Below are 24144 nucleotides of genomic sequence, written 5' to 3'. Positions count from 1 at the left end.
CCCAATTGCAGTATGGGCGGCATGATGACCGTCTATCGCAACAGAGTGGTCAGCGAGCCCGCCAACCATCACCACCTGGTGTTTTTCAAAGACTTTGGTGCCTCGTCAGTGTATGACCAGTTCCCAAACACCCGGGTAGATATAGTCAAAAAAGAGCGACTCGCTCCGTACGTAGAACTTGCCGCATTGGAACAGCACTACGCTGAGATTCGCATCACATCTTTGCCCGAGCTGTCCAATTTGCTCAAGAATCGTGGCTCCAGTCGTTTAGTCTACGAATTTCACTCGTCAGATGAGACCGTGCTGCGGAAAGAACTTGATGTACTTGCTCTTTCCAATATTGACGAAATACGTGTTCCAAGCCAATACTTGGCAGAGGTGGTGAAGTCTCTAGTCCCTCAGGACTTCGCTTTCCTTGTCCAGGTTGAAAAGAACCTGGTCGACTTAACGGTCTTTTCGGCTGAAGGAACCACCGGTACTTGGAATATGAAATCTGGAATAAGGCCGCTTATCTGGGTCGGACGCTTCGATAAAGGTAAGAACTGTAGAGACTTCGTCAGGGCCTTGAGTCTCCTGACACCAGAATTTGTCGGAGTCGTGGTGGTGAGCATGGAAGATTCTCCTGACAGAATGGCAGGATTCCTGGCCGATGCGGCTGCTTACGGGGTCAGTCATCGTCTGGAAGTAATGATGAACCTAGCACCAGCGGACGTGGCATCGCTCTACCGCTATGCGCGGGATCGTTCCGGGTATTTCGTCAGCACAAGTCTGGGCGAATCCTTCGGATATGGTGTAGCCGAATCAATGGCGACAGGGCTACCTGCCATCGCCTACTCAGTTGGCGCTATCGAAGAGAGACTGAGTGACTGGGGATCTCTGGAGCTGGTCCCGGTAGGCGACATCGAGGAATTGGCAAATCGAATTTCTGCTAGTCCGATGATGTGAATTTCGGCACTGGGACTTCTTTCAGTCTAAAACGACTGCGATTATCTTGAATTTGAACGGGCAAACAGAGAAAGTTTCCGTTAAAACCGGGGTTTAGGTATCAAAGAAACATAAATTGATTGTCGAAATTATTATCTATCGGCATAGTCTAATGTGTTAGATGTTTCTATTGCGTTTATAGTGGATTCATAATTATCCGGATTGATGCCGGCTCAGGGAGTACGATAAAATCGTGTATTCGATTAGGAAAGGTTTGGCGTGGATTATTTAAGTCATATCCGAGCTCGTGGCCGAGGTGAGGAACTAAATGTACCTACTCATCTCCATAATAAAATCCTGGGACGCAAATTTGTTGAATCTATAGGCGGACCTGTCCCCAAATTGCTCGCTACATTCTCCTCCCCAGAAGAAATTGATCTGGACATTCTCCCGGATTCATTTGTTCTAAAACCCACTTTCTCATCTTCATCTTTTGGAGTAATGGTACTGGAGCGAAAAGAAAAAGGTTTTTACGACTACTTGCGTCGTCGGGAACTGAGTGCACGTGCAATTCTGGATGAGCAGAAATCCTTGGCCGATAAGCACCCTGCTGTAGAGCACTTCTGGATGGTTGAAGAACGGATTGTGGATGTCGAAAGCAATTTGATTCCAGATGACTATAAGTTTTTTACATTTCAGGGTGAGATCGGCCTTATTCACAGAACAATCCGAGATTCTAAAAAAAATCGTCACGCCTTTTTTGACGGAGATTTTATCCCGATCAATGACCCGAACGATAAACTCATTGCTCCAAATAGAAAGATAATAGAAAAGGTGGTTGAGCAGCGACCCGAGCACTGGGAACGTCTGTTGAACTTAGCCAAAAGAATTTCCGTTGCTGTGCCCTCTCCTTTTGTTCGGGTTGATATGTACAACACCTCTGAAGGACCCATCTTCGGGGAATTTACTCTGGTCCCTGGCACCTTCTATTACGAAGATCGTGAGGTTATGATGCCCGAGTTATCCTTCCGCCTCGGTTATCTTTGGGGGAAAGCACAGGAAAAGCTGGGCATCTCTTAGGAGGGAACCAAGCAGTCCTATGATCCGCGTGTTCGTGCATCCGCTGGGAGGACCCACGATTACCTTCGTCCTATTGGTAAGTGTGGCTCACGGTCTATGACGTCGTTGAACAGAGGGCCTATTGCCGTAGTCAGCTGAGCGATGTGTGCTTATGCGCCTAAAGGGATATATAACTCCTAAATGGGGTTGTCGTCGTTGCCACTGACCCCCTCTGCGACTCTTTTGAGTCTGTCTGACCTGCCGGTCACGCCAATGAGCTTGAGCGCTGATGGTCGCAACCAAGTCATCGTCCTAAATTGTGCAGTTATCAGTTGGGATGTTGGTCCTGTTTGCATGAAGGAGCGCCGCTTCGAGAAAACAAAGGATACGCCGGTACCTGTCGGATAACGTGTCGTGGACGCAACATCGGTTCCTCGGACGAGAAGCTGACCTCTGCGAGGCCATCGTTCGTTGGGCTCCCGGTGCCTGCGGTGATGCGTTCCACCGGCGAACTCGGGCACCATTCATGAAGCCGTCATGCACTTAGTAAGGGCGCTATCAGCGAATCTAGCCGGTTTGGCGGTGTCGCGGCTAAGTGTCCGGACGGCAGTGAATGGCGTTTTCTTGGCTGCTCTAACATAAATTCATCCGATTTGCATACGGATCGTCGGCATCTATGCATAGCGATTCTGATTCATGCGCTCCTTCAAGGACCCAATAACCATGGTGCGAGAAGGTTTTATGAGATGGATTTTTTGCATTGTTGATCTTAGTACTGGTCAGGTTCTTAGTCAGTCAAATAGCCGCGATCGTGCCAGCGTTTGGGTAAGTCTAATTCGACAAATCGAAGAACCGCGCTCTGAGGTGCACATCGTCAAGATTGATCATGACTTGCGTTCCGCGAGTCCCCTTGGATGTCGCCACCACGTGCAGCTGCGTGGTTGAACCAATTCCATCTGGTATCCGGGCGAACCAGGCGATAAACGAAATCCGTGAACTGCTGGCCCATCGTACTTGTGGCAGCCAGGCAGGGTCAGTGGATCCGGGTTGAGGGGACCGAATGCGGCTCCTGCGTGTTGTGATACTGAGCCTGAAACGCCCCTAGGAGTTAGTCAAAACACAGAAGTAACAAAAGACCGCGAGCCTCTGGCGGGTTACTCTGATGCTGGGGGAAGGAAATGACGGACCGCATCTAGACACGTTCAACGACTGGGAAATTCGAGGCCGACAACGCCGGCATCAAACAGGCTAAAAGCACCGCCGGCGGATCCCGCATCGATGACGACGAAAACTCCTACTGTCGTGACAAGTGCTCCCCGGACGATGAAATGACACTCATACGAAAATCCAAATCCCCTCGAATAGTCGACTCTCTCCTAGATCATCGGAATGTAGAGCACTGCACTTCGGGGCAGCCCGCGGTGGTAGCTCGTTCGTTGGTTCTGCTGTGGTCAAAGTTCGAGAAGCGGGAGCGATATGTCCAACAAACTCTTGCTCGCAATCCAGAAGGACACAGTGTCAAACAGCCAGTAGTAACTCCGCTTTAGGTTGGTAGTCGGTTTGAATGAGAGCAGAAGACCGAAGCGTTGGTTGCGGTAAGTAATGCCACATGAAAAACTCGCTAATGCCTTGATTCTGTCGTCCTGCATTATCCGTGGACTGCCGGCCCTTAGTTGCGCATCCCCACAGCTTAGTTGAATTGACGGAGCCAGCCTGGGCACGAATGACAGCGGCCAACGAGAAGGGCCGCCAGGGCCAGCGACTCGCAATCTATTCCTTCGAGCCACTGAGAGAAATCCGCTGTTCCGAACGTCGATTAGTTCACTTCGGAATCCTGATTTTCGGCCGTCACCTCAGCCACGGTACATGTACTCGCTCACAAGTTCCAACGAAGATCCACGCCAGAGGCCGGACAAGACGTCGCAAGTCATTTTCAGTGAATCAATCACCCACACACTTGCCGTTCGCTTCCCAGCGCGGATTGGAGCACGTCAGACCGGGTGGATCTATCCCAGACTATCTTCTATACGCCTTTCCGCATCCAGCCAAGCCTGGCCAAGATCAAGATCATATTTTTCGGTGTACTTGAAATTATTTCCGTAAAAAGCATCACCCGGCGACGGAGTGAGCTCACCGATTACAGGGCCCTGTGGACCAGCGAACATATCGACGCGCATGAATGGAGTCTTAAGTGTCATTGTCAATTCACAGGCTATCTTCAGCATCTCTGCAGAGTCCGCCGGGCGATCGTGACGCCCCAAACTTTTAGTCGCCCAATCGCTGATAATTGTGTCTCCCAGATCGAGTGGAGCAAACTGGCCATCAAAAAACGCGTACTCTAGGACTTTCGGGTTCCGATTGATCTGGTGCACTTGACCCGGCTGGTCGTAGAAGACCGAAACTTTGTAGTCCAAGGGTATGGGCTGGTCGCCGTTTCTGCCCTCAACCTTTTCTTCCATCATGAGTCTGTAGGACCCTTTGTATTTGCAACGCTCATAGGCTGCTAGCTGCTCCGCCTTAACCTGGGCGAAAGTCAAAATGCGGTTCTGGAGCTCGTCGTGGAAAGTACCATCATCGAGCCTCTCAAGCAGCATGACACCCCACGCCGAGAACATGACGGTTGGTTTCAGGACAAATTTTTTTGGTGTGTCGTCAAGGTTCAGTTCGTGAGGTGTCTTCCAGAACTTATATACCTCAGGCATAGGGAACCCATGTTCCTTGCAAAACTTGTGTAACAGGTATTTATCGTTCACCCACCATGGCGTACCAGACTCTTTTCCTGAGTTGCGGTCAGCAATCCTGTTCGTCCATGGTGTAGGCATCGAGACTCCTGTATTCGACTGGTATGGGGTTACGCTTCCGAGAATACCCAATGGGAACTGGGGACCGAAATTGCAGCTAGTCAAATGCGGATTGATCTGAGTGCCATACGAGCGTCAAACCATAAGTCCGCCTATGCTCAAATTTCTATGAACCCCGTCACCTTCCCACACACGCGGATAGGGCATTGAAGCAAGAAGGAAGTGGGTGCGGTCCATTGGTGGATGGAGTCATCCGCCAGAGGATACCTCCCTTAAAGCAATAGCCTCCCAAACTCTATAAAGTTCGGGAGGCTATTTTTGTGACCCCAGCGGGATTCGAACCCGCGTTACCGCCGTGAGAGGGCAGCGTACTAGGCCGCTATACGATGGGGCCCTGCGAATTTCTTACATTCAAGAAATCAATGTAAGTCCTGTATCTGCTACTTGACGAAAAACCACAACAACACCAGGAAATGGAATACTTACCATGTTCTTGGAGCTGGGATACCAGGACTCGAACCTAGAATGTCGGTACCAGAAACCGATGTGTTGCCAATTACACCATATCCCACTGCACACACTGCCTCAGAAGACGGTCAATTTCTGACCGGCAAGCGCCTCAGCACGAGATAACACTCTACTAGGTTTTGGTCGAGCACACAAATCGCCTCCCATGTCACGCTTAAGTGGGCGTCTATTAGCGAAGGAGTCCGGCCTCCTAGGCCCTTGCGACGGCGTCTCATGGCGGGCCACTTTATATACTTGCGCTTACCCTATCGTCGAGCCCAGTGCCGCGTGCAGATCCCGGATGCATGACAGAGACTAGTCGCTGAAGTGGTGAAGCTCCTTGTAATTTCCGTCCGCTACCCTACGGAAACTTGTGTAGTGGCGTCCGGCACATGCACGGTAGAAGCAACAAGACTTGGCGGTCTCAAGCCTGGCGTCAGTCATCCGTACCGACATCTTTTTTGGATCGATGCTGTTCACCCGTGCATACTTCAAGAAGACAGTCTTAGAAACTAAAATGGGAATCTCAATGCGAATTTCGGTAATAGGTTGCGGTTACTTAGGTGCAGTCCATGCCGTGTCTATGGCAAAGCTAGGCCACGACGTAATCGGCATAGACGTAGATGAGTACAAGATCGCCGAGCTACAGGACGGGCGAGCTCCATTCTTTGAGCCAGGGCTGGAGGACCTTTTGGAAGAAGTATTGGAAACTGGCCGGCTAAGGTTCACGACGTCCATGGCCGAAGCACACGGCAGCAAGGTTCACTTTGTTTGTGTGGGGACTCCACAACTCAAGGGAGAGTACGCCGCAAACCTTTCGTATGTAGACGCAGCCTTTAGCGAACTCCTTCCCTTTCTTTCGGCCGGTGACGTTGCAGTGGGCAAATCGACTGTTCCTGTGGGAACAGCTGAACGTCTGAGTGCGCTTATAACAGCTGCCTGTCCTACAGCTACGCTCGCTTGGAACCCAGAATTCCTGCGCGAGGGACACGCAGTAAAAGACACCCTCACGCCGGACCGCTTCGTCTACGGAGTTCCAGCCGGCCCGGCAGGGCTTTCCGCGCAGAATAGTCTCGATGAGGTCTATGCTGTTCCCTTGTCATCAGGAACACCCCGCTTGGTTGTCGATTACGCAACGTCCGAGCTTGTTAAGTCTGCAGCCAATTCTTTTCTCGCTACAAAAATTTCATTCATCAACGCCATGGCTGAAGTGTGCGATGCATCGGGCGCCGATGTAACCGCACTGGCGGATGCGATTGGTCTTGACGACCGCATCGGGCGAAAATTTCTTCACGCTGGCGTGGGTTTTGGCGGTGGCTGTCTTCCCAAGGACATCCGCTCATTCATGGCTCGGGCTGGAGAGCTCGGTGCAGACCAGGCTCTGACCTTCCTCAAAGAAGTTGATAGCATCAACATGCGGCGCAGGACCAAAGTCGTTGAACTTACCAGGGAGCTCTGTAGTGGAGCCCTCTTGGGTAAAAATGTGACGGTATTAGGAGCAGCATTCAAGCCGTCCTCAGACGACGTGAGGGATTCACCCGCACTTTCAGTTGCTGCGCAGCTGCAACTCCAAGGGGCAACGGTAACGGTAACCGATCCCGAAGCCATAGAGAACGCCCGAAGACGCTTTCCAGAATTGAACTACGAGACCAACACGACCAAAGCGATTGCTGGGGCTGACGTGATCCTGCTCGTGACGGAATGGCCCGAGTACGTTGACCTTGATCCTGTTAAAACAGCAGAACTGGTAGCGGATCTAAAAATTCTTGACGGGCGAAATGCCCTTTCTCCGACTGCTTGGCGACAAGCTGGCTGGACCTACAGAGGAATGGGCCGGCCGTAATGAGCCACAGTGCGGCGAGTTGCCCGGTTTGGAACGGACCAGACCGTGAACAAAATTCATAGGGGATGCATGAAACCTGCGGTGATAAAACTCGATGGCTACGCTCGTGAGGCCAGGATTAGTCTCACGTTCGTGGATGGATTCTCCTCTTCGAAGGATTGGTTGCTCGGTATTGAACTGAGAAATTCTGGGAAACAGGTCATACCAAGTGACGTTAATTGGAAATATTCACAGGTTAAAAATACAAGTTATGTATATGTAGAAGACATAGATCCTGTCAATAGATTCACCCCAAATATAGTCATATCAAAGAACACTTTTGATGAAATTTTAATAACTTTGATTCCCTGGTCAAAAGCTGCGCTAACATACTCCCTGAAGGATCAGATCCAAGAAATTAGATACGCTATAAACAAGCTTCAGATAGATGGGGAAAAAGTCAGCTCTAGTGCCCATTCCCTCGGAACGTACTTTTTGAAGGAATATCCGTGAATAACGTAACACTGATCCATTCGTTTGTGAGTGATGACTCAGCTGCCTTGGACGAATTTCGCCAAATAGTCGTAGATGCCGCATCTGAGTATGCGGAGATATCAATCGGACTCGCCACGAACCTTACTGATATCTCTATTCCAAATGTGCGCATCTTCCCGTTCGGAACGCCAAAAGCTGAAATGATGAACCAACTCATCGCCGAGGCGGAGACTTCGATCGTAATAATCGCCGAGAGCACCGCGCACCCCGTACTTACCAAATCACTTTGGAAGCAAATCTCTGGACTACAGGACGGCTCGTTTTTGCGGGTATCTGGAAGACTACCCACCAGCGCCCCAAGACTAAGCGACATGCCGCACTCGGAGATAGACTGGCTAGGGATTGAATTCACAAAATCAATTCACAACGATTCACCGATCATGTACGCCTTAACCAAGAAGGACCTCTTACTGCTTAGAGGCTTCGACGAACGGGCCTCGTTCAACGACTGCCTGACCATGGATCTGCTCACAAGAGCAAAGCGGCTTGGCATAACTCGGGAATCTACGCGCTGTCCACAGTCGTTCGCAATGGATCTCCAGGCAGCATTGCCGTCGTTGACCAGGGATGACACTCCGTATTCCATTCCTGCACGGGAAAGTCAAAAACCACACGTACTCTCGGATTCAAGCATCTTCAGGAACTTAGAGAATTGGTCCGTTCCTGTAGAACTCCGGCCCATACTTGTTTCAGTATCCGTAGCTACCCGCGACCGAGCCCCGTATTTGGCCGACTCGATAAATTCAGTTCTAGCCCAGACCTTTCACGAATTTGAGCTCATCATCGTCGATGACGGCTCGGAAGACAACACTGAGGACATTGTCCGCTCCTTTGATGATCCCAGGATCACCTATGTTCGGCAGTCCCCCACTGGAATCAGCAGTGCACGCAACAGAGCAGCGGACAAGTCGGTCGGCCACTTCACTGCAGTGCATGACGACGATGACCTTATGCTGCCATGGCGCTTGGCAACCAGTCTTGCGACTATTACCGCTACAGAACGAGCATCCTACGGTTCATGGGTGAACTTCGACGACGTTACCGCCGAGATGGAACTCCACATTACCAAGCGTAACTTTGGTCGGGAACTTGTCGCCTTCAGCGGCCAGACCCCGGGCCATGCAACCTGGTTGCTCCCAACGGCTTTGATCAGGTCAATTCGCTACGACGAATCCCTTACGAGTTCTGTCGATCACAATCTGGCCGTCCGGACTGTGCTGAGTGGTCTGCGCTGGAGACACTCTGAGAAAGTCCTGTTTCTCAGGCGCATCCACCCGGCGCAGGTCAGCCAGACTGACACCAAACGTCAACGGGCAGCTGCAGTTCTTACTCGCTACGCAAACAGCTTTGGCGCTGATCACACGTCGCTCCGGACCATGACTGACCAAGGCAAGGCGCTCGGATTTCCCGCTCCCGCAGACAGAACAAAGCTATTCCACTTGTTTGGTGCTTACCTTCCCGATCATCTCGTTGATAGGGACTTGGTTTTCCAGGGACTCGTCGGAAAGAAGGTTCTCTCCTTGGATCTTCATGACCGATTTAGCTTTATTGCCGCAGAGACTGACATGTGGACGGGCAAATCCACTTTAGAGCTTGGTGGCGCAGAGGCTATTACACTTGCTGACATGGTCCAGATTCGGCGCAAGGGAATTGTTGGCTGTAGATTCCGGGCTTCGCCAAAGCTCGTCAAGGACGAAAAAGCGAACCAGATTCCGAAATCTTCGGGAGAAGTATTTCTCGTTGGCGACCGTAAAGCACTCGAGCTCAAACGAATTACGAAGATCCATCCCGCAGGTGTACTTCTCACTGTTAACAGCTTCAACTTGGACGATGTGAATGTAACCGATATTCAAGGCTGCTTCAGCGCAAAGAAAATATCAGTAAATTTTGGCGAAAATCAACGCAAGGAATTGGTCTTGTTGGGTTTCAAAACAATCGGCATGGCGGAAGAATTCAGCAGGCTTTTGGAATACTCCGATCTCACATGGGAAATTCTTGTTCCATCAACATATGATTTTGAAGATCTTTCGAGCCGCTACTTTGGAATCGCCTAAATGAGGGTCGAAGCAGTTTTCAATCACCGCGGCGAAACTGAGTTGAATTTCATGGAGTCCATACTTGGTGTAGAGACTCCTATACTTCCAGCACTCATATTTCATGGCCAACCTAAGTCCTTAACTGGCGATCGGATCGCCGCCGCAACAATTCTGCTCCTAGGGAATCTTGTTACCGGACACCTGCGAGTGGGTCGACCAATATCAAACTCTTTAGGAGTCCAGATTAGAAAATATCTGGACAATGATGAGATTAATCTTCCTGATGGAACGGATATTCCACTTGCCATTCATACAGGCTCTGTGGAAATAGTTATTGGTCCCAATAGTCTCGAAGAAGTAATCTCGCCAAGTCAGGGCGATCGTAGGCGTATTTTATTTCGCGAGCTGCCGACCCATAGCTCGTCCGGTCGACTATTCACGTTTGATAAGTTTATCGTCTCGTCGAATTCGTGGCTTTTTGAAGTAGAATCAAATTATCCGCCAAGCTCGCTTGGCGTCCATCTAGCTGTCCCTGTCCTTATGGCGCAGGATTTGAGCGCATCCCGAATTGATGTACCCAACCGGCTCCTCGCGAAGTGCAGTACGGATGATATCCGGCGAATTGCTGGCATCCTTAACGCAGTAGATATTCTCTTGTCAGTAGATGGGAAACTCATACATGCAAACTAAAATCCTCATGCCAGTTCGAACGGTCGCTGACTGGGGCGGCGTTCACGAATGGGCCCTATCCGCGGTCGAAGACCTATTGTCTCAAGGAATAGACGTAGTTGTTGTCGGCAAAGAGGGATTGTTTCGCGACCGCATTCTGGAGACTGGCGCAGGTTACGCGACTATTCGCTGGGAAGACTGGCTACCTACAGTCAAGGATTTGATTAACAAGGGAGGCTGGGATCTTATCTTCTCCCATGGGCCCATAGCCAGAGATGTGGCCCTAAGAGTGGGACGGCAATTAAGGATTCCTACGTACCATATGATTCACGGCGCCTATCTCGACCAAGTCAACGATTGGTCGCCAGAAGCCGAACTGATTCTGGCTGCCAGCCCCTCGATTCAAGATTTCATTGTTCGCGTCGGGAAAGTCGAACCGTGGAAAGTTGCCGTTGTTCCTAATGGCGTGCCGGACAAAGTTTTTCGTCTTCCATTAATCCCACTTGAAGAAAAGTTGCGCGGTGGCAAAGCTACTGTAGTGACTGCCGCGCGTTTAGCGCCGGATAAGATCCAGCAGATCGATCCGACTATCACGTTGGTCACCGACCTAGCCTCAGAGTTTCCTGGTATTAAGTGGACACTGGACGTGATGGGTGACGGTCCACTTCGGAACAATTTTGAAAGACGTTTTGAACAGGGCTTCGCTTCATTTAACAACATAGAAATTCAATGGTCAGGCTGGGTGGAACCAGATGAAGTGCCCATCCGGATGAATAAGGCTGTCGCTGCTTGCGTTGCCGGTATGGGCGGCGTCCGAGCACTCGCGGCTGGTACTTTGGCCCTCGGTGTGGGCGCCCAAGGGTCTGTAGGAATCCAGTATGGCAAGAATTTGCGCGCTGGTATCTGGAGCAACTTTGGCGACCACGGCTGTCCACGCTTCAATCCATCTGACCAGTCAGTCGACCTGCGAAACATCATCAAATCAGGCACCTACGACGAAATTGTCCAGATAGCGAGAGCATCATGTCAATTGCACCGCAGCGAATTATCTGTCAGGGAAGCGATGTTTGATGCACTCGGTTTGAGAGTGAGCGTATGAGTGAAGAAAAATTTGGTGCGCTTGATTCCTTACACATAAATAAAGATGAGTTCGATTTCGATCCGCGCATCCTCCATCCGAACGCGGTGGATTACGAGGCTCTCCTGACATTAAAATTTCCTCTAGATCAGGCGATATGGTTGCAACTGCCCACCAACAAGGATGATGTCCCCTTTGACGTATTCGTCCTAAATAGGGGCACCGATGAGATCTTGGTCAGCTTCCACGGGGCACTCAACCGTACTACGCAGGAGATTCCGCGTTTCGAGAGACTCAACACCTTGTTGAAACTAAACAAGTCAATAATCTGCTTCTCGGATCCAGCACTATATCTCGCGGGCGACCTTGAACTGGCCTGGTTCACCGGGTGGTCCGACTTCAATGTTCAGGAAGTAGCGGCCGATGTGCTTCGTCGGCTCCTAAAAGCAATTTCGGGAACACACTTAGTCCTGACCGGTTCCTCTGGTGGCGGATTCGCCGCATTGCAAGTCAGCTCACTAATACCCGGCTCCGTGGCTGTCGCCTTCAACGCACAGACAGCAATTCATTACTACATGAACGGCGGAACGTCTCTGGCCGCACAAAAATCTTATGCACGTACTGTTTGGCCCGATCTGATAAGCCCCGACGTCACCGATGAGCAACTCCGCGAGGACTGGACTGGTTCGGTATCCCCTCGTCTTTCTGCCCTTGATCGTTACAGCCACCCGGTAAACAACAAAGTAATCCTGGTCCAGAACATTAACGAGTTTCAGTATGAGCAGCACTACTTACCTATGCTGGCGGCGTGCGCGCGTGGCGGTAACCTTTCTCGAATATCCACACTTGAGTATGCTGGAAGCTTCAACCATGGTCCACCACCGCCGCATATTTTCACTGCTTCGGTTTGCCAGGCTCTGTCTCCGGAGGAGACCTCAACTTGGCTGGGCGAAGGAAAACAGCAAAGTCATCCTGAGCGACTAGACCCCGTAAAAATTGCTTTTCTATCGCCAGAACTGGAGGACGATCCCTCATCCGCGGCAGAAGGTTCCATGCCGGAGACTTTGGGGGAAGAACCTACTGCCACAAACAACTGTGAAGAAGAAACTGAAGCAGTCAGAGAAATAATCCGGCGCGTAGAGCAACTCGAGAAAAGCGTCCTGGCGAGGCCTTCAACGAATCATGTGAATGTTTCGGAAACCGCATGGATCGATCCGACAGTCAGGATGATGGCCAGCCACGCAGAATCTGAAATCATTATTGGAGATCACGTCCAGGTGTATCGCGGTGGAGAATGGGTGGGTCCCATTGAGGTCGGCAATCGTGTCTTCATTAACCGAGACAGCTATATAAGGCCGAATGTGGTGATCGAGGAGGATGTATCTTTGGGACCGTTTGTGAAGCTCATTTCGGATACGCACGAACAAAGCGACAAAGTGAGGAGAACAGGGACACCGGTCAAGTTACCCATCCGCATTGGACGTGGATCATGGATAGGAGCAGGTGCGATGGTGCTCGGAGGCGTGACAGTTGGTGAAGGCTGCATCATCGCTGCTGGAGCGGTTGTGACAGAGGATGTTCCGGCAAATTCACTTGTGGGTGGTGTGCCCGGTCGAGTTCTAAAGTACCTTCCTAAGCTAGAGACCTAGCAGTCAGCAAAAACGATCTCTGCGGTTGGCCTGGGTTTATACGGTGGCGAAAACCTGCGGCTCAGAGCCCGCCCAGCAGCTCCCCTAGGCTCGCGATTTGCGCTCCGGCAAAATCCTCGTCCAGGGCACTTCCCCTGTTCAGCCACACGCCTACAAGGCCCGCAGCCGTTGCCCCCTGTGCATCGAGCAGCAGGTTATCTCCCACATACAGCGTCCGGGCAGCACTGGTGCCCAGGAGACGGACGCCTTCGAGGTAGATCGCAGGATCAGGCTTCGGCACGCCCACGGTATCGGTACCCACCAGATGCGTGATGCGCTGCAGCCCCACCCGGTCCAGCTTGGCCCGCTGGTAGTTGTGGACGTTGTTGCTCACGGCACCGTAAGGCACCCCTGCCGCATCCAGCGCATCCAGGAGCGGCACCACGTCCTCGAATGCGCGCAGGTGTCCATGCTGGGTCTCCGCGTAGGACTCCACCCACTGCTGGGCCGCCTCATCGTCGGGAAAATCCACGCCGACGTACCCAAACGCTGCCCGCCCCCGAAGGATCCGCTGTTCATTGAAGCTCAGCTCACCCGCCAGGTACCTGTCATACAAGTGGGTGGTCCCATGCGTGAAAACCTTTCCCACGCCTTGCCAACCGGCAGCATCCAGCCCCGGCAGCAGATGCTCGCTGACCGCCCGGAAGGCAGTGGACATGGCGTACTCAAGATCCACCAGGGTCTCATCAATATCGAAGAGCACCCCCTGGATATCCCCAAACCGGGGGTCCAGGCCATGACCAGCAGAAACAGAATGAGCAGCCGGGCCGGCGACGGCGGAGTCCTCAGCCATCAGCCGCGGAAAGCACGCAAGCGGGCCAGGGAAGAGTCCTTGCCCAGGATCACCATGGACTCAAACAGAGGCGGGGATATCCGGCGGCCGGAAATTGCCGTCCGCACCGGGCCAAAGGCAAGCCTCGGTTTGATGCCCATGCCCTCCACCAACGCCTGTTTCAGCACTGCCTGGATGCTTTCAGCACTCCACTGGCTGTCCGCTTCAAGTGCAACGAGCGCGGCGTCCAGGACCTCGGTGGTGTTCTCTGGGAGCCCCTTCTTGGCATCCTCTGACACATCAATGGCGTCGTCTGCCTTGAACAGGAATGCGAGCATTTCCGGCGCCTCGCCCAGAAGGGTGATGCGCTCCTGCACGAGCGGCGCAGCTTCTGCCAGGATCTCTTCCTGGCGGGCAGTCAAGGTCTCCCCCACCAGCCCCGCTTCGCGCAGGTACGGCACCAGACGGCCCTGGAAGTCAGCCGGATCCAGCAGCCGCACGTGCGTACCGTTGATAGCCTCAGCCTTTTTGATGTCAAAGCGGGCCGGGTTACCCAGGACATCGTGGATATCGAAGTTCGCCACCAGTTGCTCCACAGTGAAAATATCCTCATCAGCGCTCAGCGACCAGCCCAGCAGCGACAGATAATTCAGCAAGCCCTCCGGGATGAAGCCACGCTCCCGGTGCAGGAACAGGCTGGACTCCGGATCGCGCTTGGAGAGCTTCTTGTTACCCTGGCCCATGACGTAGGGCAGGTGCCCGAACTCGGGCATGTACTTGGCGACGCCCACGGCATGCAACGCACGGTACAGCGCAATCTGGCGGGGCGTGGAGCTGAGCAGATCCTCACCGCGGAGCACGTGGGTGATACCCATCAGAGCGTCATCAACCGGGTTGACCAGCGTGTACAGCGGGGCGCCGTTGGCACGGACCACGGCAAAGTCAGGCACCGATCCTGCACGGAAGGTAATCTCGCCGCGCACGAGGTCCGTGAAGGTCAGGTCCTCGTCAGGCATACGCAACCGCAGGACTGCCTCGCGGCCCTCCGCCTTGAACGCCGCCACCTGCTCTTCGGTTAGCTCGCGGTCAAAACCGTCGTACCCCAGCTTGGGATCGCGGCCAGCTGCCTTGTGCCGGGCCTCAATTTCGGCGGGCGTGGAATAGGACTCGTAAATGAAGCCACCCTCGCGCAGCTTGGCGATGACGTCCTGGTAGAGCTCACCGCGCTGTGACTGCCGGTAAGGTTCGTGCGGGCCACCCACCTCCACACCTTCATCCCAGTTGATGCCAAGCCAGCCCATTGCGTCCAGGAGCTGGTGATAGCTCTCTTCGCTGTCCCGCGCCGCATCCGTATCCTCAATTCGGAAAACCATCTTGCCGCCGGTGTGCCGGGCATAGGCCCAGTTGAACAGCGCAGTGCGGATCAGTCCCACGTGCGGGGTCCCCGTAGGTGAGGGACAGAAACGCACGCGGACCGGGGTATTGGCCGTGACGGCAGGAATGGTGGCGGGGGCAGGCACTGGAGCAGTAGTCATAGTGGGTCCAACATTACCGCGTGCCGCCACCGAGCTTCTGGCGCTTCAGGTTTGATGCTTCAGTTCTGGAGTTTCAGTTTTGGCGCTTCCGCGCCTTCTCCTGCATTTCCTCTTGCGGAGTGCCCGCCTGCCGCGCAGCCTGTTTCGCCGCACGACGCAGGTACCAGCCACTGGTACGCACCATCCGTACGCTGTACCAACACAGGAGACCCAGCGCCAGGAGGCCAAAGAGTACCGCCAGCCATGGCGGACCGTTCAGATACCCCACTGCGCGAATGGCAATGATGGCAGTGCCCGCGGAGCCGAGCGCAAACGTCAGAAACGACTTCACAGTGCGCGCCCCTGACTGGCGGCCTCGCGTGGCGCCCCATGCTCCGGCGTCGGACGGTACTCTTCGCAACGGCTAGCGGCGCACGACGGGGTTGGACAACCGGCCGATGCCCTCAATTTCAACTTCGAAGCGATCGCCCGCCTTGACGGAGCCGACACCCGCCGGGGTACCCGTCATAATGACGTCTCCGGGCAGAAGGGTGAACGCCTGGGACACAATGGACACCAATTCACGGACCCCACGGATCATCTGGCTGGTATTGCCGTCCTGGCGCAGTTCACCATTAAGCCGGCCCTGGATCTCCAGGTCCTCGGTATCCAGTTCAGTCTCGATCCACGGTCCCAGCGGCGCCGACGTATCGAAGCCCTTGGCACGCGCCCACTGGAGATCAGATTTCTGGACATCCCTGGCGGTCAGGTCATTGCCACAGGTGTACCCAAAAATCACATCATCAACGCGGCTCTCCGGAACGTCCTTGCAGATCCGGCCAATGACCACACAGAGCTCAGCTTCGAAGGAAATGTCCTCGGAGAACTCGGGAAGGATGATCGGATCGTTGGGACCCACCACTGCCGTGTTCGGTTTCAGGAACAACAATGGCTGTGCCGGGATCTCATTGCCGAGCTCCTTGGCGTGCTCTGCATAGTTACGCCCCACGCCAATGACCTTACTGCGCGGGATGATCGGCGCCAGGAGCCGAACATCCTCCAGCTTGTGGCGCACACCAGTGCGCTCCACGCCATTGAAGAAGGGATCGCCGCTGATGACAGTGATGATTTCAGTGCCGGACTCCCCCTCGACGACGCCATACAAAGGGTCAGAATCTACAACAAACCGTGCAATACGCATGCCAAAAGCCTACAGTCTTGGGCACGGGGTGCCTGTCTCAGGCCTGCCGTGCCGCCTGTGCGCGGAGGTACGCAAGTTGCGCCGCCACAGAAAGCTCAGCGGCCCTCCGGACGGAAGGGTCGACGTCGGCGTACACGGCGTCGGTGACAGTCCCGACGTCGGGCGTTCCGCCAAGGCTTTCAACAGCCATCCTGACCTGTGCCAGCCTCTCGAGACGGTGGGCTTTATAGGCAGCAGTGATCGCTGCGATATCCGGCAGCACCGCGCCGTGCGCCGGGAGCACCATGCTGCCAGCGAACGCCGAGAGCGTTTCGAGGCTGGCAAGGTAATCGGCCAGCGTGCCATCGGGATGATCCAGCACAGTGGTTCCCCGGCCCAGGATGGTATCGCCCGTAAGTACCGAACCCATGCCGGCGTTGTCAGCTGGGAGGTGGAAGGAGGCAGAGTCCGATGTATGGCCGGGCGTGGCAATGACTGTGATGCCCACGCCCCCTGCCTCGATCCTTTCACCGTGGTTCAGGGGTTCCCCGCCATGGCAGTGCAGCGGCTCCACTGCCCGCACCGGCGCCTGGGTGATCTCGTGGAGGCGCCGGGCACCCTCTGTGTGATCAGGATGGCGGTGCGTAATGAGGATCAGGACAACGCGGGCGTGGCTAGCAAGGGCCTGCAGGTGCGCTTCGTCGAGGGGCCCGGGGTCCACCACAACTGCCTCGTGGCTGTCCGGGTGGCTGATCAGGTACGAGTTGGTGCCGTCGAGGGACATCGGGCCTGGATTGGGCGCGAGGATGAACTCGGTCAAGGCCGAGCTGCGCTGCACGGCGGGGGCGTCTGCAGGAGTGGGGCTGGAAAAAGTCACAGTCCCATCCTTGCACCGGTGGGTGCCAGGAATGCGCTGCCGTGTCAGCGGGCCCAGGTTGGACGTATCAGCGGTGCGTGGTTTATCCGGTGGAATAGAACGCCGTCGGCTGCCTGTTGACCATCAGTGAAGACCATCTACTCGCTATCAGGAAGCTGGGACCCCTCCCATGAGCACCAAAGCCCCTACCGTTGCCGATCTCCTCGCCGAGGCGGACGCTGCCGGTCACGACCACGCCCTTACCGAGAAGAACAGCGGGCTGCAGCACATCCATAACCATGCAACAGGCGGAATCGTCTGGTTCCCCACATGGAAGAAGTTCCGCGAGACAGCCGACTGGGACGATGCTGTAGCCGCCGCGTCGAAGGATCTCTCCGCCTCATCCTCCTCCTCTACGGAAGAAGCTGGAGCTGCCCTGGTTGCCGCCGAGTTGGAGGCGCTGCTGAAGCGTGCCGCAGAATCGAGCGACGCCACCATTTTTGTGCAGGAAAACCTCACACCGTACCTGACCCGCACGTGGGCCGTGGGCGATGCCGTTGCGCAGTCGGGCGGAGCTGAACTGCCTGCCGGAGCACCGTCGTCGGCCATCTTCGCTGACTACCCATACGAGGTCTACACGCAGGAGGGCGGCGTTTTTGCCACCACCCTGTGGAACGACATCATCGACGCCCGCCGGAACCACGCGCTCGCCGAAGAAGCCGCACGCAAGGCACTGAAACCCGTTTCGCGGAAAGCACTGAAGAACGCCGCTCGGAAGGCCGCTCGACGGTAGGTCATTCCTTGACGCAATGACCGCCTTCCTTCCTTAAGCGATGGCCGGCACTTTGTGGGTGGAGTTGTCCACATAGCTAAAGTTCTTTGCCGCGGGTAAGGGTGGAGCGCCGGAAAATTGGGGTATGGGAAACATCGGGGATGCGTGGGCCGTGATGGAACCGTCTCTAGGTTCCATCACGGCGTCCGTCGCGCAACTGCAGCTGTTGAAACCGGGCGCCGAAGCTTGGGCGGACTGCCGGGCTGCTGGAATTTCGGACGTCGATGAAGGTGAGCCCAGCCAGTTTGGCGGGGTCCCGGTTGCCCCTTCACCGTCTGGTGGCAGGCCCTCGACTGGTGTGATCTGCAGTGACCCGAGCGCGTTTGAGCGGGATTCGATCAAACAGGGCACGATTGACCAGTCTTCGGTTGATTTGCGTTCGGTTGATCAGCGTTCTGTTGATCAGCGTTCTGTTGATCCCCTGCGAGCTGAGAGCGAAGCGTGCCTGGACGGGCTCGAACTAGCTTGTAGGTTGGAGCACCAGGTTGCTGCGCTGAAGGCAGCGTTGGCGGCCAGGTATGTAGAAGTCGGCGAGTCCCTTGAGCCGCCAGAGGCAACGTTCGCCGATAAGGCAATGAATCTGAGGTCGATGATCGCTGAAGTTGCCTGCGTGATGACCGTCAGCGGACCAGTGGCAGGAGCTTTTCTGGAGGCTGCCCAGCAACTGACGTCCGCGTTGCCTCTAACTCGTGCCGCGCTTGTCTCAGGTGATCTTTCGTGGCAGCATGCCCGCACCATGGTCGAGGAGACAGCGGACCTTGAATGCGCCGCGGCTGGTGCCTTCGAATCGCACTTCCTTGATCCCACCGTGTCCAATCCCGCCCGCGGCTGTCCCATCAGCGAGCTGACCCCGGGCCGATTCCGGGTCAAGGCAAGAATCTTTCGGGAACGGCACCATCCCGAGTCCATTGAAAAGCGGCACGCTAAGTGCATTTCCGACAGGCATGTCGAATACACACCGGCGCGCGACGGTATGGCCTGGTTGTCTCTCTACCTTGGTGCGGACACCGCTTCCGGGATCTGGGAGCACACCACCTCAGCAGCCCGGGCACTGCAGAATCCTGACGAAGTCCGTACGCTCCCGCAGCTCCGGGCAGACATCGCTGCCCACTGGCTGCTGGACTCCTCGACGGGCATAGGTGCTGACGTGCCGGCACCGCGTGCGCAAGTTCTGGTCACTGTTCCCGTCTTCTCGTTGATGGGCCTGACGGAAGAGCCCGCCACGCTGGATGGCTATGGTCCAGTCCCCGCCACCATGGCCCGGCATCTTGTTGCGAACGGCGCGGACAGCTTTCTCCGGGTCTTGGTTGACCCCCGATCCGGTGCACCACTCGAAATCGGCAGGAACAGCTACCGCGTTCCCAAAGCGATGCGCCAGTGGCTACGGATGCGCGACGGTAAGTGCCCATTCCCCGGATGCAGCAGCCCCTCGCTGGATAACGACGCCGATCATCTCCTGGCTTGGCACAACGGAGGTCACACAGGGATTGCCAATTTGGGCCAGCCCTGCCACCAGCATCATCAGCTCAAGCACAACACCACATGGACGCCGACCCCTGCCACCGAGCATGACCCTCCCGGATGGATCTCCCCCGCAGGACGGACATATCGGAGCGAATCCCAGGATTGGGAGCCACCCGAAATACCGCATCCCGATCCCGTGCCGATCTGAGCCAAGACCACTCACGAAGACTCTTCAGCGCCCTAGAAGTCGAGGGTAAGGGGAACGTTAGAAAGGGAAAGCGTTAGAAAGAGAGAGCGCGCGAGCGTGTCGCGAGCACAGTCCACATCACGACGGAAGGCACCCGACAAACGTCAGGTGCCTTCCGTTGTGATGAATTCGCTTGATGACGATGATGTGGGCTGACGCTCCAATCACTCCATCCGGGACAAGACCCGTGCACGAAACCCTCGCGCGAAACCCTTGTACGAAACCCTTGTACGAAACCTTTAGACAGCAAACCTTGGATCGAACCGGTAAACCAAACTACATGCCAGAGGCCGGTACTGAGTTCCGAGACCGACTTCCGAGCCCCGCTGGGTGGCCAGGTTCCTTAATCCCGCTCCCCGGCTGGGTTGGCAGGCATTGTCCTCCCACCAAGATTCTTAGACCAGGCGTGTCAGCCAGCCGTGCGTATCTTCGACGGTCCCTGTCTGGATTCCCAAGAGCTGACCGCGGATGGCCATCGTGGTTTCACCGGCTACAGCATCGGCTGATCCGATGGTGTTGTTGGCGTCGCGGAGCACACCAATCGGGGTGATCACGGCGGCCGTACCGCAAGCGAACACTTCGGCGATCTCACCTGAAGCAACACCGTCGCGCCATTCGTCAACGGTGATTTTGCGCTCGGTGACTTCACGTCCCATGTCGCGCGCAACCTGGATGACGGAGGAGCGGGTCACGCCTTCCAGAATGGTGCCGGAGAGCGCCGGTGTGACCATGGACCCGTCCTTCATCACGAAAAAGACGTTCATTCCACCGAGTTCCTCGACGGCGTCGTCGTTGAACTGATCCAAGAACAGCACCTGCTGGCAGCCGTTGGCTTCCGCCTCCTGCTGGGCGATCAGGGATGCTGCATAGTTGCCGCCACATTTGGCGTTGCCGGTGCCACCGCGACCCGCCCGGGCATACTCGCGGGAGATCCAGATGGAAATGGGCTTAAGTTCGCCGCCGAAGTAGTTGCCGGCGGGTGAAGCGATAACCCTGAAAGAAACCTCGCGTGCTGCACGTACACCCAGGAATGCCTCGGTAGCAATCATGAAGGGGCGCAGGTAGAGCGCCTCGCCGTCGCCGGACGGAACCCATTCCTGGTCCACGGAGACTAGTTCGCGGATGGCGCTCAGGAAGTACTCTGCGGGAAGCTCGGGAAGCGCAAGGCGTCTCGCAGAGTTGTTCAGGCGAGCCGCGTTGGCCTCGGGACGGAAAGTCCAGATCGAGCCGTCTGCGTGGCGGTACGCTTTGAGGCCCTCGAAAATTTCCTGTCCGTAGTGCAGCACGGCTGCAGACGGGTCCAGGCTGATGGGGCCGTAGGCCTCAATCCGAGGATCGTGCCAGCCACCCTCACCCTTGGTATCAACCGAGTAGTCAACAACGGCTGTGTGGTCAGTGAAGTAATTGCCAAAGCCTGGGTTTGCCAGGATGGCAGCACGTTCATCAGCAGACTTGGGGGTCTCCGTGAGTTGCTGGGTGAATTCGACGCCATGGGCGGTCTGAGTCATGGTTCCTCCACGATCGGCTGTCCTTCGATGGGTTCCTCTACGAACTCCACGGGCAGCATTTGGTGATTCGTCACAAGCTTACGCCCCGCGCGGACTCACCACGGGGTCTGGGAGTTGGCGTCAAAATGCCACACCCTGGACAGCTCCACCCCATGACGCTTCCTTCCCGGAACAACTAACGGCGGTGAGTTTCCCGCATCAGAGCCTGGCTGCAATGGCGTCGCCCACATCGCTGGTACTGCGCGGCGAGCCATCCCGGGCTTCGACGTCGGCCGCGGCCGCAGCCTCGATCCGCTCTGCTGCGCCATGGTGGCCAAGGTGGTGCAGCAGCAGCGCTGCCGAAAGAATGGCCGCTGTGGGATCCGCTTTGCCCTGGCCTGCAATGTCGGGGGCTGAACCGTGGACCGGCTCAAACATGGACGGTGCGGTCCTGTCCATGTTGATGTTGCCTGATGCTGCCAATCCAATTCCACCTGTGATGGCAGCGGCCAAGTCGGTAAGAATGTCGCCGAAGAGGTTGTCCGTCACAATTACATCGAAGCGCGAGGGGTCGGTCACCATGAAGATCGTGGCCGCATCGACGTGCAGGTAGTCGTGTGTCACCTCGGGAAATTCCTGGGCGACAGCTTCTACTGTGCGCTTCCACAGGTGTCCGGCGAAGACCAGGACGTTGTGTTTGTGGACAAGCGTAAGGTGCCGGCGAGGACGTTCGCTGGCGCGACGGAATGCGTCTCGCACCACGCGCTCCACACCATGCGCCGTGTTGAGGGAAACCTCGGTGGCAACCTCGTGGGGCGTGCCAGCGCGAAGGCTGCCGCCGTTGCCAACATAGGGCCCCTCTGTCCCTTCGCGGACCACAATGAAGTCAATCTCACCAGGATGAGCCAGCGGACTGCCAACCGAGCCGTAGAGCTTTGATGGACGGAGGTTCACATAGTGGTCCAGGCTGAAGCGCAATTTAAGGAGCAGCTCACGCTCAATCACGCCGGAGGGGATCCTGGTATCACCCGGCGCTGCGCCCACTGCACCAAAAAGAATGGCATCCCTTGTGCGGATATCAGCAAGGACCTCCGCGGGGAGCGTCTCCCCCGTGGCAAGCCAATGCTCGGCGCCCAGGCTGTAGTGAGTCTGAGAAAGTTCGACGCCGTCGGCCGCCACGGCTTTCTCCAGCACCTTGAGTGCCTCGGCGGTGACCTCGGGTCCAATACCGTCGCCGGGAATAACTGCCAGATCAATGGTGGATGCGCTCATGGATCCAGCTTAAACAGGGCATCCACATTGTGGTCAAGTTGTCTCAGGATACGAACCCGTGATGATGGTTTAGAAACGGTGCACCCAAGACCTCAATCTCCACCCTCGGCATGATGTCCCGGACCGCACGGCAAACTAGAGTTTTTAGCGTGAATAGACGGCATGCCCTGTACAGGTGGTTTCGGAACAACCAGTTCAAAGTGGACCTCACCGGGATGGCCTTGCTCTTGCTACTTTTCATCCCACTCTATGTCCTGGCAGGGCAGCCCTGGCAGGCCATTCTCTGTACCGGGCTGGTTGTACCCCTCGCCTGGCGTCGTACCAAACCAGTCCACGCCGCGGCGGCAATCGTCGCGGTCTGCCTGGTGCAGTGGATAGCGGGAACGGAAGCCCTGGCAGGGCAAATCGCTGTTCCGCTGATTGTCTACGCCGTTGCCGCTTACAGCCCTGCCTGGGCAAGCCGTTCGGTGCTGGTCCTGGGACTCGTGGGCGCCGTCATGCTCACCACCCGCACGTACACCAGCAACGCCGAATCAGGAGTGCTGGATCTATCCGTCGCCGCGCTGTATACGGTCCTGATCTGGATGTTGATTACCGTGGTCTGGACTCTAGGTGACCTCACCAGGGTGCGACGGCTCCAACTCCAGGCCCTGCAGGAACAGACGCACCGGATGGAAATCGAACAGCAGCAGGAACGTTCCCTGGCAGCTGCAGATGAGCGCTCCCACATTGCCCGCGAAATGCACGACATCGTCGCCCATTCGCTCTCCGTGATCATCACGCAGGCAGACGGAGCACGGTATGCGGCGGCCGCGGATCCAAACATTGCCCGGCAAACCCTGGAAACCATTGCCGCGACAGGACGCAGTTCGCTGGCGGAAATGCGGCGGCTATTGGGTGTCCTGCGGCAGGACGACCAAGCTTCCCTGCGCCCTCTTCCTGGACTCGCAGACGTGGACGAACTCCTCCTCGGATTCCGCGCCTCCGGGCTCGAACTCCGGTACGAGCTGACCGGCGAACCCCGCAGGCAGCTGCCCTCCGGTGCGGAGTTGACGGCCTACCGCGTGATCCAGGAGGCCTTGACCAACGTCCTTAAGCACGCAGGTCCCAATGCCCAGGCCACCACCAGCCAAGGGTGGACAGCACGCGGCCTGCAGTTGGACATCATCGACAATGGCCGGGGCGCCGCTGCGGACCCACAGTCCGCGGACGGCAACGGGCTGCGCGGCATGGAGGAGCGCATCAGCCTTTACGATGGATCACTGAAGGCCGGACCGGCCACCGGAGGCGGCTGGCACGTCTGCGCATACATCCCCTATACGGAGGCTTGAGCATGTCCGATCACAACGCGCAGGCGCCAGGGGCGGACCCCCACTCGGAG

At 55.9% G+C, this 24144-nt stretch carries 19 protein-coding genes and 2 tRNA genes; 11 read left to right on the top strand and 10 right to left on the bottom strand.

Annotation, left to right across the window (positions count from 1 at the left end):
- Positions 1 to 21: 21 nt before the first annotated feature.
- Together QMG79_RS14430 and QMG79_RS14425 are read left to right on the top strand one after the other, a co-directional pair.
- Entirely contained in the window at positions 22 to 945 is a 924-nt protein-coding gene (locus QMG79_RS14430; RefSeq protein WP_283539317.1) for a glycosyltransferase family 4 protein, read from the top strand.
- Between the two features lie 258 nt (positions 946 to 1203).
- Positions 1204 to 2004 carry an ATP-grasp fold amidoligase family protein gene (locus tag QMG79_RS14425; protein ID WP_283539316.1) on the top strand — a complete coding sequence of 267 codons (801 nt, stop codon included), beginning with the start codon at positions 1204 to 1206 and terminating at the stop codon, positions 2002 to 2004.
- Between the two features lie 1985 nt (positions 2005 to 3989).
- On the opposite strand, the gene QMG79_RS14420 is transcribed toward QMG79_RS14425, so the two are convergent.
- The 3 genes from QMG79_RS14420 to QMG79_RS14410 form a co-directional block, all read right to left on the bottom strand.
- A complete protein-coding gene (locus QMG79_RS14420; protein ID WP_283539315.1) occupies positions 3990 to 4805 on the bottom strand; it encodes an ATP-grasp fold amidoligase family protein in 816 nt (271 codons plus the stop codon).
- Between the two features lie 300 nt (positions 4806 to 5105).
- Positions 5106 to 5178 (bottom strand) — tRNA-Glu (locus QMG79_RS14415).
- 105 nt (positions 5179 to 5283) lie between these two features.
- Positions 5284 to 5355, bottom strand: a tRNA-Gln gene (locus QMG79_RS14410).
- A 465-nt stretch (positions 5356 to 5820) separates the two neighbouring features.
- Between QMG79_RS14410 and QMG79_RS14405 the strand changes: the two genes are divergently transcribed.
- The 6 genes from QMG79_RS14405 to QMG79_RS14380 are packed head-to-tail and all read left to right on the top strand — an operon-like array spanning position 5821 to position 13100.
- The gene (locus QMG79_RS14405) at positions 5821 to 7134 is read left to right on the top strand and encodes a UDP-glucose dehydrogenase family protein (RefSeq protein ID WP_283539432.1); all 1314 of its coding nucleotides are present in this window, start codon (positions 5821 to 5823) and stop codon (positions 7132 to 7134) included.
- Between the two features lie 45 nt (positions 7135 to 7179).
- Positions 7180 to 7626: a hypothetical protein gene (locus QMG79_RS14400; RefSeq protein WP_283539314.1), complete on the top strand. Its 447-nt coding sequence runs from the start codon at positions 7180 to 7182 to the stop codon at positions 7624 to 7626.
- Complete coding sequence (locus tag QMG79_RS14395) at positions 7623 to 9722, top strand: glycosyltransferase family 2 protein (protein ID WP_283539313.1); 2100 nt, start codon at positions 7623 to 7625, stop codon at positions 9720 to 9722. Before QMG79_RS14400 ends, QMG79_RS14395 begins: the two co-directional genes overlap by 4 nt.
- On the top strand, positions 9723 to 10394 hold the full coding sequence (locus QMG79_RS14390; RefSeq protein ID WP_283539312.1) for a hypothetical protein: 672 nt from the start codon (positions 9723 to 9725) through the stop codon (positions 10392 to 10394). It abuts the gene before it with no gap.
- On the top strand, positions 10384 to 11472 hold the full coding sequence (locus tag QMG79_RS14385; RefSeq protein ID WP_283539311.1) for a glycosyltransferase family 4 protein: 1089 nt from the start codon (positions 10384 to 10386) through the stop codon (positions 11470 to 11472). Before QMG79_RS14390 ends, QMG79_RS14385 begins: the two co-directional genes overlap by 11 nt.
- Entirely contained in the window at positions 11469 to 13100 is a 1632-nt protein-coding gene (locus QMG79_RS14380; RefSeq protein WP_283539310.1) for an acyltransferase, read from the top strand. The genes QMG79_RS14385 and QMG79_RS14380 overlap by 4 nt, the downstream gene beginning before the upstream one ends.
- A 61-nt stretch (positions 13101 to 13161) precedes the next feature.
- Here QMG79_RS14380 and QMG79_RS14375 read toward each other — a convergent pair whose 3' ends face one another.
- The 5 genes from QMG79_RS14375 to QMG79_RS14355 form a co-directional block, all read right to left on the bottom strand.
- Positions 13162 to 13932, bottom strand: coding sequence for an HAD family hydrolase (locus QMG79_RS14375; RefSeq protein WP_283539309.1), 771 nt, complete (start codon positions 13930 to 13932; stop codon positions 13162 to 13164).
- Positions 13932 to 15446, bottom strand: a complete 1515-nt coding sequence (gene gltX / locus QMG79_RS14370) for a glutamate--tRNA ligase (RefSeq protein ID WP_283539308.1) — start codon at positions 15444 to 15446, stop codon at positions 13932 to 13934. The genes QMG79_RS14375 and gltX overlap by 1 nt, the downstream gene beginning before the upstream one ends.
- 73 nt (positions 15447 to 15519) lie before the next feature.
- Positions 15520 to 15777 carry a hypothetical protein gene (locus QMG79_RS14365; protein WP_283539307.1) on the bottom strand — a complete coding sequence of 86 codons (258 nt, stop codon included), beginning with the start codon at positions 15775 to 15777 and terminating at the stop codon, positions 15520 to 15522.
- Positions 15778 to 15849: 72 nt separating this feature from the next.
- Positions 15850 to 16626: a fumarylacetoacetate hydrolase family protein gene (locus tag QMG79_RS14360; protein WP_283539306.1), complete on the bottom strand. Its 777-nt coding sequence runs from the start codon at positions 16624 to 16626 to the stop codon at positions 15850 to 15852.
- Positions 16627 to 16663: 37 nt separating this feature from the next.
- Positions 16664 to 17482, bottom strand: coding sequence for an MBL fold metallo-hydrolase (locus QMG79_RS14355; protein ID WP_283539305.1), 819 nt, complete (start codon positions 17480 to 17482; stop codon positions 16664 to 16666).
- 169 nt (positions 17483 to 17651) lie between these two features.
- On the opposite strand from QMG79_RS14355, the gene QMG79_RS14350 reads away from it, so the two are divergent.
- Together QMG79_RS14350 and QMG79_RS14345 are read left to right on the top strand one after the other, a co-directional pair.
- Positions 17652 to 18254 (top strand): hypothetical protein, encoded by a 603-nt coding sequence (locus tag QMG79_RS14350; RefSeq protein ID WP_283539304.1) that lies wholly within the window; start codon positions 17652 to 17654, stop codon positions 18252 to 18254.
- 124 nt (positions 18255 to 18378) lie between these two features.
- Positions 18379 to 19965 (top strand): HNH endonuclease signature motif containing protein, encoded by a 1587-nt coding sequence (locus QMG79_RS14345; RefSeq protein WP_283539303.1) that lies wholly within the window; start codon positions 18379 to 18381, stop codon positions 19963 to 19965.
- Between the two features lie 434 nt (positions 19966 to 20399).
- Here the strand turns inward: QMG79_RS14345 and QMG79_RS14340 are convergent, their stop codons facing one another.
- Positions 20400 to 21512, bottom strand: a complete 1113-nt coding sequence (locus QMG79_RS14340) for a branched-chain amino acid aminotransferase (RefSeq protein ID WP_283539302.1) — start codon at positions 21510 to 21512, stop codon at positions 20400 to 20402.
- 198 nt (positions 21513 to 21710) lie between these two features.
- Complete coding sequence (locus QMG79_RS14335; protein WP_283539301.1) at positions 21711 to 22763, bottom strand: 3-isopropylmalate dehydrogenase; 1053 nt, start codon at positions 22761 to 22763, stop codon at positions 21711 to 21713.
- A 149-nt stretch (positions 22764 to 22912) separates the two neighbouring features.
- Here QMG79_RS14335 and QMG79_RS14330 point away from each other — a divergent pair, with 149 nt between their 5' ends.
- Positions 22913 to 24094: a sensor histidine kinase gene (locus QMG79_RS14330; RefSeq protein WP_283539300.1), complete on the top strand. Its 1182-nt coding sequence runs from the start codon at positions 22913 to 22915 to the stop codon at positions 24092 to 24094.
- Positions 24095 to 24144 lie beyond the last annotated feature (50 nt).

Origin of the sequence: Pseudarthrobacter sp. PS3-L1, from assembly GCF_030063285.1 — a bacterium.
Taxonomy (GTDB): Bacteria; Actinomycetota; Actinomycetes; order Actinomycetales; family Micrococcaceae; genus Arthrobacter.
This window is presented reverse-complemented; position numbering and strand designations above follow the sequence as displayed.